The sequence below is a fragment of the Janthinobacterium sp. SUN206 genome, from assembly GCF_030587305.1.
In the GTDB taxonomy this organism is placed as follows: Bacteria; Pseudomonadota; Gammaproteobacteria; order Burkholderiales; family Burkholderiaceae_D; genus Janthinobacterium; species Janthinobacterium kumbetense.
Map to the genome: position 1 here is coordinate 95,315 of NZ_JAPWIB010000001.1, position 15,867 is coordinate 111,181.

General features: G+C 63.9%; 14 protein-coding genes. 8 read left to right on the top strand and 6 right to left on the bottom strand.

Going from position 1 to position 15,867, the window contains the following annotated elements; all coding sequences use genetic code 11:
* The first annotated feature begins 79 nt into the window (after positions 1–79).
* Positions 80–985: a LysR family transcriptional regulator gene (locus O3300_RS00460; protein WP_305051631.1), complete on the top strand. Its 906-nt coding sequence runs from the start codon at positions 80–82 to the stop codon at positions 983–985.
* A gap of 17 nt (positions 986–1,002) precedes the next feature.
* On the opposite strand, the gene asd is transcribed toward O3300_RS00460, so the two are convergent.
* Positions 1,003–1,851 (bottom strand): archaetidylserine decarboxylase, encoded by an 849-nt coding sequence (gene asd, locus O3300_RS00465; RefSeq protein WP_251349155.1) that lies wholly within the window; start codon positions 1,849–1,851, stop codon positions 1,003–1,005.
* Positions 1,852–2,243: 392 nt separating this feature from the next.
* On the opposite strand from asd, the gene O3300_RS00470 reads away from it, so the two are divergent.
* The 6 genes from O3300_RS00470 (at position 2,244) to O3300_RS00495 (ending at position 9,360) form a co-directional block, all read left to right on the top strand.
* Entirely contained in the window at positions 2,244–4,319 is a 2,076-nt protein-coding gene (locus O3300_RS00470; RefSeq protein WP_305051632.1) for a TonB-dependent siderophore receptor, read from the top strand.
* A gap of 118 nt (positions 4,320–4,437) precedes the next feature.
* Positions 4,438–5,676: a DEAD/DEAH box helicase gene (locus tag O3300_RS00475; RefSeq protein ID WP_305051633.1), complete on the top strand. Its 1,239-nt coding sequence runs from the start codon at positions 4,438–4,440 to the stop codon at positions 5,674–5,676.
* Positions 5,677–5,743: 67 nt separating this feature from the next.
* On the top strand, positions 5,744–6,361 hold the full coding sequence (locus tag O3300_RS00480; protein ID WP_099664363.1) for an LON peptidase substrate-binding domain-containing protein: 618 nt from the start codon (positions 5,744–5,746) through the stop codon (positions 6,359–6,361).
* Positions 6,362–6,503: 142 nt separating this feature from the next.
* A complete protein-coding gene (locus O3300_RS00485) occupies positions 6,504–7,247 on the top strand; it encodes a DNA-binding protein (protein WP_046684938.1) in 744 nt (247 codons plus the stop codon).
* Positions 7,248–7,373: 126 nt separating this feature from the next.
* Positions 7,374–8,360 carry a chemotaxis protein CheB gene (locus O3300_RS00490; RefSeq protein ID WP_305051634.1) on the top strand — a complete coding sequence of 329 codons (987 nt, stop codon included), beginning with the start codon at positions 7,374–7,376 and terminating at the stop codon, positions 8,358–8,360.
* Positions 8,361–8,412: 52 nt separating this feature from the next.
* Positions 8,413–9,360, top strand: coding sequence for a cupin-like domain-containing protein (locus O3300_RS00495; RefSeq protein WP_305051635.1), 948 nt, complete (start codon positions 8,413–8,415; stop codon positions 9,358–9,360).
* Between the two features lie 3 nt (positions 9,361–9,363).
* On the opposite strand, the gene O3300_RS00500 is transcribed toward O3300_RS00495, so the two are convergent.
* The gene (locus O3300_RS00500; protein WP_305051636.1) at positions 9,364–10,269 is read right to left on the bottom strand and encodes a DMT family transporter; all 906 of its coding nucleotides are present in this window, start codon (positions 10,267–10,269) and stop codon (positions 9,364–9,366) included.
* A gap of 51 nt (positions 10,270–10,320) precedes the next feature.
* On the opposite strand from O3300_RS00500, the gene O3300_RS00505 reads away from it, so the two are divergent.
* The gene (locus O3300_RS00505; RefSeq protein ID WP_305051637.1) at positions 10,321–10,878 is read left to right on the top strand and encodes an XRE family transcriptional regulator; all 558 of its coding nucleotides are present in this window, start codon (positions 10,321–10,323) and stop codon (positions 10,876–10,878) included.
* Positions 10,879–10,885: 7 nt separating this feature from the next.
* Here the strand turns inward: O3300_RS00505 and O3300_RS00510 are convergent, their stop codons facing one another.
* The 4 genes from O3300_RS00510 to trpS all read right to left on the bottom strand — a co-directional run bounded on the left by O3300_RS00510 (position 10,886) and on the right by trpS (position 15,701).
* The gene (locus tag O3300_RS00510; RefSeq protein ID WP_305051638.1) at positions 10,886–11,617 is read right to left on the bottom strand and encodes a bifunctional 2-polyprenyl-6-hydroxyphenol methylase/3-demethylubiquinol 3-O-methyltransferase UbiG; all 732 of its coding nucleotides are present in this window, start codon (positions 11,615–11,617) and stop codon (positions 10,886–10,888) included.
* Positions 11,614–12,867, bottom strand: coding sequence for a voltage-gated chloride channel family protein (locus O3300_RS00515; protein ID WP_305051639.1), 1,254 nt, complete (start codon positions 12,865–12,867; stop codon positions 11,614–11,616). The genes O3300_RS00510 and O3300_RS00515 overlap by 4 nt, the downstream gene beginning before the upstream one ends.
* A gap of 35 nt (positions 12,868–12,902) precedes the next feature.
* On the bottom strand, positions 12,903–14,492 hold the full coding sequence (locus O3300_RS00520) for a pyridoxal-dependent decarboxylase (RefSeq protein WP_305051640.1): 1,590 nt from the start codon (positions 14,490–14,492) through the stop codon (positions 12,903–12,905).
* 129 nt (positions 14,493–14,621) lie between these two features.
* Positions 14,622–15,701, bottom strand: coding sequence for a tryptophan--tRNA ligase (gene trpS, locus O3300_RS00525; protein WP_305051641.1), 1,080 nt, complete (start codon positions 15,699–15,701; stop codon positions 14,622–14,624).
* Between the last annotated feature and the right edge of the window lie 166 nt (positions 15,702–15,867).

The window sequence follows — 15,867 nt, forward strand, 5'->3', positions numbered from 1 at the left end:
AATTCCAAAATTGATGCGGAAGCCGTTAAAATGGATAACATTAATCCACTAATGGAACAATCGAACGTAAAGGTCAGTGATGGAGATCGATCCCGGAGATTTGCTGCTGTTCGCCCGCGTCGTCGAATGCGGCAGTTTCTCGCGCGCCGCCGTGCGCGTGGACTTGCCCAAGTCGACCCTGTCGCGACGCATCTCGCTGCTGGAAGCGAAATTGGGCGAACGGCTGCTGCTGCGCACCACGCGCAAGCTGGCGCTGACGGAATTCGGCGCCAGCCTGCTCGAGCATGCGCGCAAGGTGGTGGAAGAAACGGAGGCGGCCGGCGCGCTGGCCCAGCACCGCCAGGCAGGCCCCAGCGGCTTGCTGCGCATTTCCATGCCGGCCGACTTTGGCGACACCCTGATGCGCCAGGTGCTGGCCGAGTTCGTGCGCCGCTATCCGGCCATTTCGCTGGAACTGGACTTGTCGGCGCGTCGCGTGGATTTGCTGGAAGAGAACTTCGACCTGGCCATCCGCATGGGCAACTTGCCCGACGATGCCAGCCTGGCCGCACGCCGCGTGGCCTTCAGCACCCTGGCGCTGTATGCCTCGCCGCAATACACGAGCGTGCACGGCTTGCCCGAGCATCCCGACGATCTGTATGGCCACGATTTATTGAGCTTGCCACGCGCCGTGCATGGCCTCGTGCACTGGACTTTGATCCGCGGCAAGACGACGTGGGAACGGGACTTGCCCGTGCGCCTGCTGGCAAACTCGCCGGAATTGCTGGTGCGCATGGCGTGTACGGGCGTGGGCATCGCGGCCAGCACGGACCGCTTTGCCAAGGCGTATGTGGCGACGGGGGAGCTGGTGCGGGTCTTGCCGGAATGGAGCTTTCCGCTCGTCACGGGCTGGGCCGTGTTTCCCGGCCGGCGCTTGATGCCGGCCAAGACGCGCGCATTTCTGGACTTGATGGAGGAAATGTACCGGACCGACGCGCCCGTGTAGGCGCGCGTCTTGTTGCCTTATTTGGGCAGCTTGCCCATGACTTCGCCCAGCTGCACGGGGCCGGCCGGCTGCCAGCTGGCGTTGAAATCGACCGTGTTTTTCGGGAACAGCATGACGACGGTGGAACCGAGCAGGAAGCGGCCCAGCTCGTCGCCTTGTTTCAGCACGACATTGTCGTTCGCATAGCTCCAGTCGCGAATTTCACCCGTGCGGGGCGGGTTGACGACGCCGTGCCAGACGGTAGCCATGCTGCCGACGATGGTGGCGCCCACCAGGGTCATGACGAAGGGGCCGTTGGCCGTGTCGAATACGCAGACGACGCGCTCGTTGCGGGCGAACAGGCCGGGAATGCCGCGCGCCGTGGTCGGGTTGACGGAAAACAGTTCACCGGGAACATAAATCATGCGCGTCAAGCGGCCATCGCACGGCATGTGGATGCGGTGGTAGTCGCGCGGGCTCAGGTACAGATTGGCAAAGCTGCCGTGTTCGAACTGGGCCGCCAGGGCCGCATCGCCGCCGACCAGGGCCGTCGTGCTGAAATGGTGGCCCTTGGCCTGGAAGATCTGGTCCTTGTCGATCGTGCCGAACTGGCTGATGCGGCCATCGACGGGGCAGACGTAGTCCGCTTGCGCCAGCGGACGCGCGTCCGGGCGCAGCGCGCGCGTGAAAAAGTCGTTGAAGCTTGCGTAGTGCGTGATGTCCGGGTCCAGCGCCTCATCCATGTTGACGTTGTAGCGGCCGACGAACCAGCGGATCAGGCGCGTCGTCATGGCGCCGCCCTTGGCGCCGGCGATCCGGCCGGCAAAATTGGTCAACGCTCCCTTGGGCAGCAGATATTGAGGCAAAACGGCAAGACGGTCAGACACGATGGGAAGCCTTTGACGGGGTGATGGGAACAATGATGAAAACGCATTATAGCGGCGATGTGGCGCGCAATGATATGTACCGTATGCAAGGGGGTGTAGCGCAGCCGGCCGCCGAATTTAATTTGCCATAGGAAATATTTTCAGGAAACTGTGCCACGCGGAAAAAATTACAGCACAATACAGCGGCCTGTTTTTTAGCTTTTAGCCATTTTTATTCAGCCAACTTTTTTAGCCAGGTCATGATGCCACGCCGTTGCCTTCGCCTTACCGTCCTTTGTTCCTCCGCGTTACTTGCCTGGAATGTCCAGGCCCAGCAATCCGAAACACCAGCCGCGGATGCCGCCGCTGCGCCGCTGAAGGCCGATAAGGCCGAGAAATCCGCCGCTCCCGCCATGCAGACCGTCGAAGTGAAGGGCAGCGGCTACGATCCGCGCCGCGACGATACGGCCAGCAAGATGATCATGGGCAGCGAGGAAATCCTCAAGTATGGCGACACGAATGTCACCGACGTGCTCAAGCGCTTGCCCGGCATTACCGTTTCCGGCGTGGCCGGACGCTCGGGCGGCGAAATCCGCATGCGCGGACTGGGCAGCGGCTACACGCAGATATTGCTCAACGGCGAGCGGGCGCCGGCCGGTTTTTCGCTCGACACCCTGTCGCCCGACGTGATCGAGCGCATCGAGATCTTGCATGCGGCCAGCGCCGAATACAGCACGCAGTCGATCGCCGGCACCATCAACGTGGTGCTGAAAAAGGCCGTCAAGACGGCGCAGCGCGACGTCAAGCTGGGCGTGGGGGGCGGGCGCGATGCGTTTTCCAGCAATGGAAACCTGCAATTGTCGGACAAGGATGGCATTTTTTCCTATTCGCTGGCGGCCTCGTTTTATCGCTACGACTATCACTATGCAAACCCGGCACGGGACCTGGGCTATGCGCCGGAAGGCCAGCAAAATCTGCTGCGCAGCAGCAAAGGCACGGGCGATGGCCGTTCGGAAGGCATCAATATGTCGCCGCGCCTGAACTGGGCTTTTGCCGGCGGCGACAATCTGACGGCGCAATTCTTCCTGAATGTGGGACGCAACGAAAGCCGTACGCACAGCCGTACCGACACGCTCATGGGCTTGCGGCCGGACTACGATACGAATGACAGCGACGGCGGCAACCATTATATCTTTGGCCGTACGGACCTGACCTGGGTGCGCAAGCTCGATGGCGGCGCCAGGCTGGAGCTGGGACTGCGCGTAGGCCTGAGCAATAATTCATCCGATAACCATCCGCTCGGCCATATCGATGGCGTGGGACTGGCGCTGGACCGTAGCGCGCGCGTGGATGCGTCGGAAAAGAGCGTGTCGTCCACCGGCAAGTATTCTTCGCCGCTCATCCCGGGCCATGCCTTGTCGATGGGCTGGGATGGCAGCTACGGCAAGCGGGACGAGGAGCGCTGGCAGCGCGAGCTGGCCTTGCCGGGCGGACGCCCTCCATTCAACGTCGATGAAGACTTCAATGCCGACATCAAGCGCCTGGCGCTGTATGCGCAGGATGAGTGGGAGATCACGCCGCGCTGGTCCATGTATGCGGGCGTGCGCTGGGAAGGCATCGATACGCGCAGTATCGGCAATACGTATGACGAGGTGCAGCAGCGCAGCAGCGTCTGGAGCCCGCTGCTGCAAACCTTGTGGAAATTGCCTGATACCAAGGGCGACCAGGTGCGTCTGGCCTTGACGCGCACCTACAAGGCGCCGGCCACTTCCAGCCTGATTCCACGCCGTATGATGTCGACGAACAATAGCCAGACCGAGCCTGACCGCGAAGGCAATCCGAACCTGAAGCCGGAGCTGGCGCTGGGCATCGACGCTTCCTACGAACATTACTGGGCCGAAGGCGCCTTGCTCAGCGCGCGCGCCTCGGCCCGCCGCATCGATGGCTACACGCGCCAGGGTTTGTTATATATCAATGAACGCTGGGTATCGACGCCCGTCAACGACGGTCGCGCGAATACGCAGACACTGGAACTGGAGGCGAAGTTCCCGCTGCGTGCCGTGCTGGCCGCGCCCGTGCCGGCCATCGATTTGCGCGCCAGCGTCAGCCGCAACTGGTCGCAGGTGGAGCACGTGCCGGGACCGGACAACCGGCTCGACCAGCAAACCCCCGTCAGCGGCAACTTTGGCCTCGACTACAAGACGCCCGATGGCATGCTGACCACGGGCGGCAGTTTCAATTTCCGCAATGGCGGCCCCGTGCGCATCACGGAGCGCCAGAGCGCCTACACGTCGCCGCGGCGCGATCTCGACATTTATGCGCTGTGGAAATTCGATGCGAAGAACCAGTTGCGCCTGGCCGTGTCGAACCTGCTGGCGCAGGATTTTGAAAGCACCACCACGTATGCGGACGCCAGCGGCACGATCGTGCGCAACAACATTTCGCCGAGTTCGCCGCAGGCGCGCGCGACCATGGAAATGAAGTTCTGATGGCGATGTTTTAGTTGTGAAACCCCGGCCGGCATCCCCGCTGGCCTATAATCTCGGCAATTGCGCGCACGGCCCGTCCGTGCGCGCCACCTTTTCCTTTGCCAAGATTGCTTTTCCCATGACGTTTTCCTCCCTCGGCCTGATCGATCCCCTGGTCCGCAAACTTGACGAGCTCGGCTATGCCAAGCCCACGCCCGTGCAGGCGCAAGCGATTCCTGCCGTGCTGGCCGGGCGCGACCTGATGGCCGCTGCCCAGACGGGCACGGGCAAGACGGCCGGCTTTGCCGTGCCGCTGCTGCAGCGCCTGACCCTGGAAGGCGTGGTGGCGCCCCAGTGCGTGCGCGTGCTGGTGCTGGTGCCCACGCGCGAACTGGCCGAGCAAGTGTATGCGAGCTTCCGCAGCTATGGCGGCAACTTGCCGCTGCGCAGCTTTGTCGCCTACGGCGGCGTGCCCATCGAGCCGCAGATCAGCAAGTTGCGCAAGGGCCTCGACGTGCTGGTGGCCACGCCGGGCCGTTTGCTCGACTTGCAGACGCAGGGCGCCGTCAAGTTCGAGCAGGTACAAACCCTGGTGCTGGACGAAGCGGACCGCATGCTGGACCTGGGCTTCGAGCGCGAACTCGATATATTGCTGATGACCATGCCCAAGCAGCGCCAGACCCTGCTGTTCTCGGCCACCTTCTCGGACGCCATCCGCGCCATGGCGAAAACCATGTTGAAGGATCCCGTCTCGGTGGAAGTCAGCGCGCGCAACAGCACCGTCAAGGCCGTGAAACAGTCGGTGATCGTGTGCGACAAGAAACGCAAGCCGGAACTATTCCTGCACTTGCTGAAGAAAAAGCGCTGGGGCCAGGTATTGGTCTTCGTCAAGACGCGCAAGGGTGTCGAGCTGCTGGTGAACACCTTGCTGGAGCAGGGCGTGCGCGCCGATTCGATTCACGGCGACAAGACGCAGCCGAACCGCCTGCGCGCGCTGGCCCGCTTCAAGTCTGCCGAAGTGCAGGTGCTGGTAGCCACCGACGTGGCCGCTCGTGGCCTCGATATCGATCAATTGCCCGTCGTCGTCAATTTCGACTTGCCCACCGTGGCGGAAGATTATATTCACCGCATCGGCCGCACGGGCCGCGCGGGCGCCTCGGGCGAAGCGGTCTCGCTCGTTTGCGCCGACGAGGTGGAATTGCTGTCGGCCGTGGAAGCGCTGACCCGGCAAACCCTGAAACGCAACGAGGAAGCCGGTTTCGAGGCGGAACACCGCGTGCCGGGCACCTCCGCCGGCGGCGCGATACAGAAAAAGGCCGTGAAGGTGCTGGCGCCGAAGGCGGCGGAGCGGGCGAAAAAACGCCGCTTCTACAAGTAAGCGGGGAAGTTGGCCGGGCAGGGCAAGGCGCGCAGCACGGATATGCCATTCGTGCCATCATGCGCCTATGACCTCGATACCTTTGTTCCCGCTCAATACGGTGCTGTATCCCGATGGCTATCTGCCCCTGCAGATATTCGAGGTACGCTACCTGGACATGATACGTCAGTGCATCATGGGCGAGCAGCCGTTCGGCGTGGTGCAGCTGCTGGACGGCGCGGAAGTGCGCAAGCCGGGCCAGCAGGAAACCCTGGCGCCCGTGGGCACCCTGGCGCGCATCGTCGACTGGGCCGCGCCCCTGTCGGGCTTGCTGCAAATCAAATGCATGGGCATGCAGCGCTTTCACATCGTGTCCAGCGAGCAGCTGAAGCACGGCTTGTGGGTGGCGCGGATCGAAATTTTGGCACCCGACAAGACCATCCCCATCCCGCAAGAGCAGCAGAACGTGGCTGACGCGCTCGGCGCCCTGATCCGCACCTTGCAGGAGCAAAAGATCCCGCCTGAGCAAATGCCCCTGCAGCCGCCATACCGGCTCGACGAATGCGGCTGGGTGGCGAACCGCTGGTGCGAGCTGCTGTCGCTGAACGCCATGCAGAAGCAGCTTCTGCTCAGCCAGGACAATCCCGTGCTGCGCCTGGAACTGGTGCAGGATATGCTGACGGAGAATGGCTTGCTGGAAGAATAAATCAGCCGAAGCCGCATGTTTGCACACGCTTCCGTTGTGCAATTGCAATTTCTATTGAGAAATACTTTACGCTTTGCCGCCGCTGGCATAAGATAATGCCCCTGGGCAAGATTGCCCTGAGCAATATTCAAGAGTAGACGACATGGCAAAAGTAAGCGCGGAACAGATCAATGCGGCAATGGAAGCGATGGCGGGCGAAGGGCAGGCCATCACGGTGCGCGCCTTGCGCGAACGGCTGGGCAACGGCGCCTGCCTGGGCACCATCAGCAAGCTCTTGCAGCGCCGCAAGGCGGGTGCGCAACGCCAGATCGCTGCCGCCGCCGAACTGTCGCCCGTGCTGCAGCAAGCCATCCTCGATTATGTAGGACAGGAATTAAGCGCCAGCCACAGCGCGCATGAAGCCGAGATGAACGACAATCAACAGGAATTGATGGACCTGGCCAGCGAGAACGAGCGCCAGCAAGAGTTGCTCGACTTGCAGGCCGGCGAGCTGGAAACCTTGCGCGAGGAGCTGGAACGGGAGCGGCAAGTGGCGAACCAGGCCCGCACGGACCTGGCCAAGGCGCAGCTGCGCCTGGAAGGCTTGCCGCGCCTGGAAGAGGCGGCCGAGCAGGCGCGCATGGACCTGGCCAAGGCGCAATTCAAGCTCGAAGGCATCCCGCGCCTGGAAGAGGCTGCCGAAGCGGCACGCGCCGAACTGATCCAGGCCCAGCTGAAGCTGGAAAGCCTGACGCGCGTGGAAACGGAACTGGCGGCCGCGCGCCTGGAACTGGAAGCGGAACGCGAAGAGCTGGGCGAAACGCGCGCCGAGCTCGATGAAGAGCGCACCTTACGCATCAAGGCGCAGCAGTTCATCGTCGATCCGATTTTCAAGACGCCCGTCTGAGGACGCCTGGCCCCGATCCGTCCCAGGGTGACATGGCGTCATGCGGCCCTGTGTTAGGCGGCGCACGGAATCGCGATGCAAGGCGCCGCAGAATAACTGCTGGACCTGCGCGCGAAAGGGGCCGGCATGGAAACGCTGATCGTCATGGGCGCCTCGGTGGGCGGCGTGGAAGCGCTGTCCGCCATCTTTTCCGCCTTGCCTGCCAATATGCCGGCACCCGTGCTGGTGGTCGCGCATGTGGGGCGGCGCAGCAGCGTGCTGCCCGAGATTCTCGCTAAAACCTCCGCCTTGCCCGTGCGCTTTGCCGAAGAGCGCGAACCCGTGCGCGCGGGGCGCATCCTGCTGGCGCCGCCGGACCGGCACATGCTCGTTGCCAACCTGGCCGGCCAGGCGACGGTCGGGCTGAGCCGGGGCCCCAAGGAAAACCATACGCGTCCCGCCATCGACCCGCTGTTCCGCAGTGCCGCCGCCGCTTTCGGGCCGAAGGTGGTGGGCGTGATCCTCAGCGGCTATCTCGACGATGGCACGGCGGGCTTGCAAGCCATCAAGGCTTGCGGCGGCAAGGCGCTGGTGCAGGAGCCGCAGGACGCGGTGGCGCCGTCGATGCCGCAAAGCGCGATCGAGCATGCGGGGGTGGACTGGCGCCTGCCGGCCGCCGAGATCGGCCCGGCCCTGCTGGCGCTGGCCAGCGGCACACCGGCCCGCGCCGCGCAGCCCTTGCCGCCTGCGCCCCCATGGATTGCCGTGGAAAACCGTTTTGCCCGGGGAGTGGGAAATATGGACCAACTGGAAAAAATTGCCACGCCATCGACTTTCACCTGTCCCGAATGCCAGGGCACGCTGTGGGAGCTGCATGGCCAGCAGCCGCAGCGTTTTCGCTGCCATACGGGCCACAGTTTCACGGCGCAGATGCTCGGCGAGTTGCAGCATGACAAGGCGGAAGACGCCATCTGGGCCGCCGTCAGGGCGTTGCAGGAAAAAGAAAGGCTCTACCTGACCCTGGCCGCCAAGGCCCAGGCCTGGCTGCATCCGGGCACGGCCAGCGAATATGCCGCCAAGGCGCGCCAGGCGGGCGAGCAGGCCGATGTGCTGAAACGGACCTTGCTGGCTTAAAATAGCGCACTGTCGCGCCATGCCGCGCGGCGCCTGATCGCAAAGAAGATTTATGTCTGCAGAAAAAAAAGAGCCGCTCCCGCTTGCGGCAGCCCCCATCTCGACGCGCGCACTGCCGCCCAGGCCGCCGGCAGAATTCAGTTCTGCCGCAACAGCCCTTGCGCATAAGCAAGCGCGCGAAGCCAAGGATGCGCAGGTGCGGGGCGTCACCTCGATCGACGCCATGCGCGAGGCCATCAAGCAGGCGGCGCGCGACTTGCCCAGCATCACCGAGGTGCCGCGCCTGGCCATGCTGGACGCCGCCGCCTTCCGCGCGCGGGCCGCGCTGGGCCTGCCTTTCCTGATGCGCGGGCTGGTGCAGCGCTGGCCCCTGTCGGCCCTGGGGCCCGACGTCTTGCGCGAACAGTTCAGCCACGTGCCCGTGCGGGCGCGCGTGGGCGATTACATCAACACGGCTTTTGCGGCCGACCGCGCCATGCAGGATATGTCGATGGGGCAATACCTGGACCTGGTGGCAGAGGGCAGGCACGCGCTGCCGCCTTACCTGGGCAACCTGGAATTGCGCGAACTGAACCGTTTGTGCCACTGGCCCACGTATTTCGACAAGATGGGTCCGCCGCGCTTCTGGGTGGGGCCGGCCGGCACGGTCACGCCCCTGCATTGCGATTACGACGACAATATCTTCGCGCAAGTGTGGGGCCGCAAGCGCATCATGTTATCGCCGCCGCACCACGATGTCTTCCTGTATCCGAGCGAGGCGAACGCCATTCTGTTCGGCTCGCCCTTCGACCCGGAAGCGCCCGATTTCGAGCGTTTTCCCCTCGCGCGCCAGGCTGCCATGATCGAATGCCTCGTCGAGCCGGGCGACATGCTGTACGTGCCTGCCGGCTGGTACCACCAGGTGCGGGCGCTGACGTTTTCCCTGTCCTCGAACCGCTGGGCCAGGGCCGTGCCGCTGGCCTTGCATGGCAATGCGGCGCTGCGGCGGCGCGGGGACTGAAGCTTATGGCTGCACGGCCTTGGCCGCGCCGCGGCCCCGCTTCGGCCGCCATTCGCTGAGGATGCCGGCGGCGATGATCAATACCGCGCCCACGATGGCCAGGGCCGGCAGGCGCTCGCCGGCGATGCGTCCGATCACGCCGGCCCACACGGGTTCGCCCGCATAGATCAAGGTGGCCTTGGTGGCGGAAATGCGCTTTTGCGCCCAGTTCATCACATACTGGATCAGCGCGCTGGCGCAGCCCAGCGCCAGCACGCTGAAGATGAAGGTCTTGCTGAGGACGGGCGGCGCTTCGCCCATGACGGGCATCAGCAGCAGGGCGATCAGGGATGCCGTCGCCAGTTGCACAATGGTCACGCGCAGGATGTTCAATTGCGGCGACACGCGGCTGATGAGGATGATTTCCAGGGCGATCGCGATGGCGCCCACGGCAGTGATCAGCTCACCCGTGCCAAAACCCATGCTCAAGCCATCCGTGCCCGTCAATAACAGCAAGCCGATGAAGGCCAGCACGACGGCCGCCCACACGGCAGGGTGGGGCCGCTGCTTGAAGACCAGCCATTGCACCAGCGGCACGATGGGCACATAAAAGGCCGTGATGAAAGCGGACTTGCTGCTCGTGATATACATCAAGCCATAGGTTTGCAGCGCATAGCCGCCAAAGATGCTCACGCCAATGGCCATGCCCGTCAGCAACTCCGCTTTCGTCAGCTGGCGCAGCTGGCCCCGGCAAATCAGGGCGCCGATGCTGGCGGCCACGGCAAAGCGGGCGGCGACAAAGGCCAGCGGCCCGCTGACCGTCATGGCATGTTGCACCACGAGAAAAGTGCCGCCCCAGATGAAGGTGATGGCGATCAGGGCCAGTTCGGGCATGCCGAGGGCGGGCGGGGGACTTGCGTGTGTTTTCATGGGGAGCTATGCTATGAGCAAAATATTTCCCATCATGATAGGAGCAATATATTGCGTAGTCAAGTCGAGGCCGGTGGCGTGCTGGAACACCTGGCCAAAAATCTGCGGCGCTTGCGCCTGGCCGCCGGCCTCAGCCAGGACGAGCTGGCGCGCAAGTCGGGCCTGAGCCGGCGCATGGTCAACGGCGTCGAGGCGGGCGGCACCAACATCAGCCTGGCCAACCTCGACCACGTGGCCGCCGCCTTGAACGTGGCCTTCGTCGACCTGGTCCAGCCGCCGCGGCAGCCGCACGACAGCTTGCGCGTGCTGATGTGGCAAAGCGCATCGCAAGCCAGCCAGGCCGTGCTGCTGGGGGCGGCGCCCGCCAGCCGCCAGGTGGAGCTATGGTCGTGGATACTGGCGCCGGGCGAACGCTACGATGCCCAGCCTGACCCGGCCGGCTTCAGTGAAATGCTGTACGTGCTGGAAGGCGAGCTGCAGCTGGAGCTGGCGGCCGGAACGAAAACGCTGGCCACGGGCGATTTCTTCGTGTTCAGCAGCGCGCAAGCGTATAGCTATGTCAACGCTGGCTCATCCACCTTGCGCTTTACGCGCAACGTGGCCAGCTGAGGAGGGACTACGCCAGGCCGCAGCCGATGAGGAGCAGCATCGGCCGCTCGCGCTCTTTCGCCAGGGCCGGCTGCAGGGCGACCTGCTCATCGCTGGGACCCCATTCTTCCACATGTTCCAGCTGGAAACCCGCTTGCAGCAGCGCATTGATGGTCGTGCCCAGCGTGCGGTGCTGCTTGATCACGCCCGGCGCCAGCCAGTCCGACACGCGCGGGCCTTGCTGCTGGTAACTGTCGACGGGCCAGCGCTTGCGGCCATGCGCATCCGTCAGCCAGCCGGGCTGGCGCGGCGCCATGAAGATGGGATGCTCGATGGAAAACACCAGCTTGCCGCCCGGCTGTAAACCCTGGCGGATGGCGGCCAGCAAGGTGGCGTAGCCTTCGACGTAGTGGAAGGCCAGCGAACTGTAGACGAGGTCGTAGCTGGCCGGAGGCAAGGCCAGTTGTTCCAGATCAAGCCGGGCATAGCTGACGGCCGCATGGTCTCCCATGCCGGCTGCCTGCGCCAGCATCTTTTCCGACACGTCCACGCCCAGCACCCGCGCCGCGCCGGCCTCGGCCGCCCAGCGGCAGAACCAGCCATAGCCGCAACCCAGGTCCAGCACGCTTTTTCCTTGCAGCGCGGGCAGCATGGCGCGCAAGGCTGGCCATTCGGGGGCGCTGTCGAGTCCGCCGACGGAGCGGGGCAACTGGCTGTAAGCCGTGAAGAAGGCGTCGTTGTCGTAGATGTTCTGCGTCATGGGTCGAGATCCTCGCGGCGCGTGCGCTTGGCGTGGCCGCCCCGCTGCGCCCGGTAAATGCCCGCGTGGCCGGAAAACAGGTAGGCCACGACGCAGGCGATGGCCGCATACACGCCGATCTCCGCACCGAATAGTTCCATCGCCATCAGGGTCGAGGCGATGGGCGTGTTGGCCGCGCCCGCAAACACGGCGACGAAGCCGATGGCGGCCAGCAGGGTGACGGGCTGGTGCAGCAGCGGCCCCAGCGCATTGCCCAGGGTCGTGCCGATGAAGAACAATGGCGTCACTTCGCCGCCCTTGAAACCCGTGCCCAGCGAAACGATGGTAAACGCCATCTTGCCGAGGAAATCCCAGGCGGGCAGCGGTTCCTTGAGCGCATCGACGATGGTGGGAATGCCCAGGCCGATGTAGCGATCCGTGCCCAGCAGCCACACGGCGAGCGCGACGACGAGTCCGCCTATCAGCGGGCGCAGCGGAGCGTAGGCAATCTTGCGTTTCATCAAGGCACTCAAGCCGTGCGTGGCTTGCGCAAACACTTTGCCGGTCACGCCGAACAGCACGCCCGCGATGACCATCGCGGACAAGGTCCAGGCGGAAATGGCGGGGATCAAAGGCACGGCGTAATGCGTGTGAGCAATGTGCAAAAGCGGACCCCACAGCAAGACCACCTGGTCGGCGATGACGGCAGCAGCCAGGCAGGGCAGCATGGCTTCGTAGCGCAGGCGGCCGATGGCCAGCACTTCCAGGCCGAAGAGGGCGCCCGCCAGCGGCGTGCCGAAGACGGAGGCAAAGCCGGCGCTGATGCCGGCCATCAGGATGATGCGGCGGTCTTCATTGTTCAAACGAAACATGCGGGTCAGCTGGTCGGCCAGTGCACCACCCATCTGCACGGCCGTGCCTTCGCGTCCGACGGAGGCGCCGAACAGGTGCGAGACGACGGTGCCGCCCAGCACCAGCGGCGCCATGCGCAAGGGGATGATTTTTTTCGGGTCGTGGATTTCATCGATGAGCAGATTCGCGCCGCCTTCGACACTGCTGCCGTAGCGCAAATACAGCCAGCCGACGGCAAAGCCCGCCACGGGCAGCAGCCAGATCAGCCAGGCGTCCGCCAGGCGCGTGCGCGTGGCCCAGTCCAGGGCGAACAGGAAAGCGGCCGAGGCCGACCCCGCCAGCACGGCCACGACGCTCGCCAGCAGCAGCCATTTCAACAGATGCTTTAACAGATCGGTGAGGGCGCTGAGGCGGTGCATCGGGCATCCAGTCAAGGTTGATGGGTGGAACGTTCTTACAATCCCAGTTCCGCCGTCAGCGCCTGGCCGATGGCCCGCTGTTCGGCCAGGATGGCGCGCAAGTGGTGGGGGCGCGTCTTGACATTCGTCATGACCACGCGCAGCACATTGGTCGGGCCGGGGTAGCGCGTCGATTCGAGTACCGTGCGCGACACAAAGCTGTGGCCTTGCGCCTTTTGCCGGTTTTGCAGCTTGGCGTTCAAGGTGTTCAGTTGCTTGTTCAGTTCGGTCGCCGCGTCCACCTGGCCGCCGGCCAGCAAGCTGTCCATGCGCTGGCGCAAATGCGCGGGCACGTAGCGGTAGGTCAGGATGAAGGTGTCGGAGCGCGTGACGAGTTCGAAATCCTGCTGGTCGGCCAATAAATCCTGCAACTGGCCGGACAAGGTGGCCGCCTGCTGCAGCAAGGTCGTGTAGCCGGACACACCGAGCACCTTGAACGAGGTCCACAGTTTCAAGGCATCGAAGCGGCGCGAGCCTTCCAGCGAAGTCTGGCCCAGGTCGCCCGAGTTGTCACGCAAGATGTAGTTGGCGTTGTGCTTCAGCAAGTTCAGGCTGGCGCTATCCTTGAACAGCACCATGCTTTGCGCCATCGGCACCCACAGCAATTTATGCCCGTCGATGACGACGGAGTCGGCCAGGGCGATGCCGTGGTACAGCGCGCGGTACTGTTCCGCGATCAGCAGCGCGCCGCCCCAGGCCGCATCCACATGGAACCAGATGCTTTCCCGCGAGGCAATGGCTGCCATGGCGGCCAGCGGGTCGATGGCGCCCGTTTCCGTCGTGCCGGCGATGCCGATCATGGCGACGACCTTGATATTGCGCAATTTCAAGTCGGCAATCGTCGCTTCCAGCGCCTGGACGTCGATGCGGTTGTCGCGGTCGACGGCGACCAGGTGCAAGGCGTTTTCACCGAGGCCCAGGGTCGCCAGCGCCTTCTTGACGGAATAGTGGCTGCGGGCCGAGCCGATCACGGCCAGTCCCGCGTAGCCGGATTCTTGCATGGCGGCAAACAGGCCCCGCTTGCGCGTGCCGGGCAGTTGCTGTTCCAGTGCCACGGCCAGGGCCGTCAGGTTGCCCATGGTGCCGCCATTGACGACATTGCCCAGTGCGCCGCTGGTGGCGGCCATGGCTTGCGTGTAGACATGTTCGGGCTGCTGGTACACCTGGCGGTGCAGCCAGCCCAGGATCTGTTTTTCGATCAGGGTCGACACGTACGCCGTCTCGATCTTGACCTGGTTCTGGTTCAGGGTGGCCGTAAACGCTTCGGCCAGCACGCTGATCCAGGGCAGGGCCTGGGTCATGTGGCCGATGTATTGCGGGTGGTTCAGCTGGGCCGTATTGGCCAGCACGGTGGTGTCGAGTTCTTGCAGGAAATCCGCCACGGGCATGCCGTGCGCGGGCAGGCTGGTGTCGGACAGCTGCGTCAGCAGCTCCGCATACGGCGTGTGCGGATAGGCCGTGTCGCGCTCGGCGGCCAGCCAGCCGCCCAGCATGCCCAGCGCCTGGCGCAAGGGCGCGGGCGCCTGCTGCAATGCATCGATGGAAAAATGCTGCTGCAGCAGCTGTTCGACAGGGGTATCGGTCATGGCGCGTTGTTTTCTCTACGGATTGCTGGTGCCACGGTGACAAACGAATTGCGCCCAGGCGGAAGCGGGATTTTACCCGACTCCGCCTGAGCGCATCAGTTTGCTATATCAGTTTGCTATTGCTGCTGATCAGAAATAGTTCAAGCCCAGCGCCGACTTGACTTCATCGGCCGTGCGGGCCGCCACTTCGCGTGCTTTGAAAGTGCCTTCTTTCAGCATCTGGATGACTTGTCCCTTGTCCTTGGCGAACTCTTCGCGGCGGGCGCGGATCGGCGCCAGCATTTCCTGCAAGACCAGATCCAGGCGCTTCTTGACGATGCTGTCGCCCAGGCCGCCGCGCACGTAATGGGCTTTCATTTCGGCCAGCGCCGCTTTTTCCGGGTCAAACGCATCCAGGTACGTAAAGGCGATGTTGCCTTCCAGGTGGCCCGGATCTTCCACGCGCAGGTGCAGCGGGTCGGTGTAGACTTTTTTCACGGCGGCCGTGATTTCGGCCGGGGTGGCGCCCAGGTTGATGGTGTTGCCCAGCGATTTGCTCATCTTCGCCTTGCCGTCGATGCCGGGCAGGCGGCCGATGTCCGGCACCAGCGCCTTGCATTCCATCAATACTTCGCGGTTATACATGCGGTTGAAGCGGCGCACGATTTCATTCGTTTGCTCGATCATCGGGATCTGGTCTTCGCCCACGGGCACCACGCCCGCCTTGAAGGCCGTGATGTCGGCCGCCTGGCTGGCCGGGTAGGTCAGGAAGCCGGCCGGGATGTCGCGCTCGAAGCCGCGCAGGCGGATTTCTTCCTTGACGGTGGGGTTGCGCTCGAGGCGCGCCACGGTAACGATGTTCAGGTAGTAAAAGGTCAGTTCGGCCAGTTCCGGAATCTGCGACTGGATGAACACGGTGGTTTTCGTCGGGTCGATGCCGACGGCCAGGTAATCGAGCGCCACTTCGACGACATTGCGGTGCACCTTGTCGATGTCGTCCATATTGTCCGTCAGCGCTTGCGCGTCGGCCAGCATGATGAATTGCTTGTAGCTGTTCTGGTAGCGCACGCGGTCGCGCAGGCTGCCCACGTAATGGCCCAGGTGCAAGGGGCCGGTGGGGCGGTCGCCCGTCAGGATCACGGATTGCGAAGCGATGGCGGCGGCGGACAGCGGCGCGGCGTCGTTCTGGTCCTGGGTGTCGGGGGTATCGGGCGTATTAGGCAAGCTCATCAAGTTTCCTTTTGAGCCGCCTGCATCGGGGATGATCCAGGCTGAGCCTGTTACGCCACCGATCGAGGCGGCGTGGATCAAATTCACATCACTATGCAGTGGCCGCGCGAAAGTGAGCGGGACCACCAATTCAAGCAGGCGTGTTGTGAAGGGATAAATTTCATGG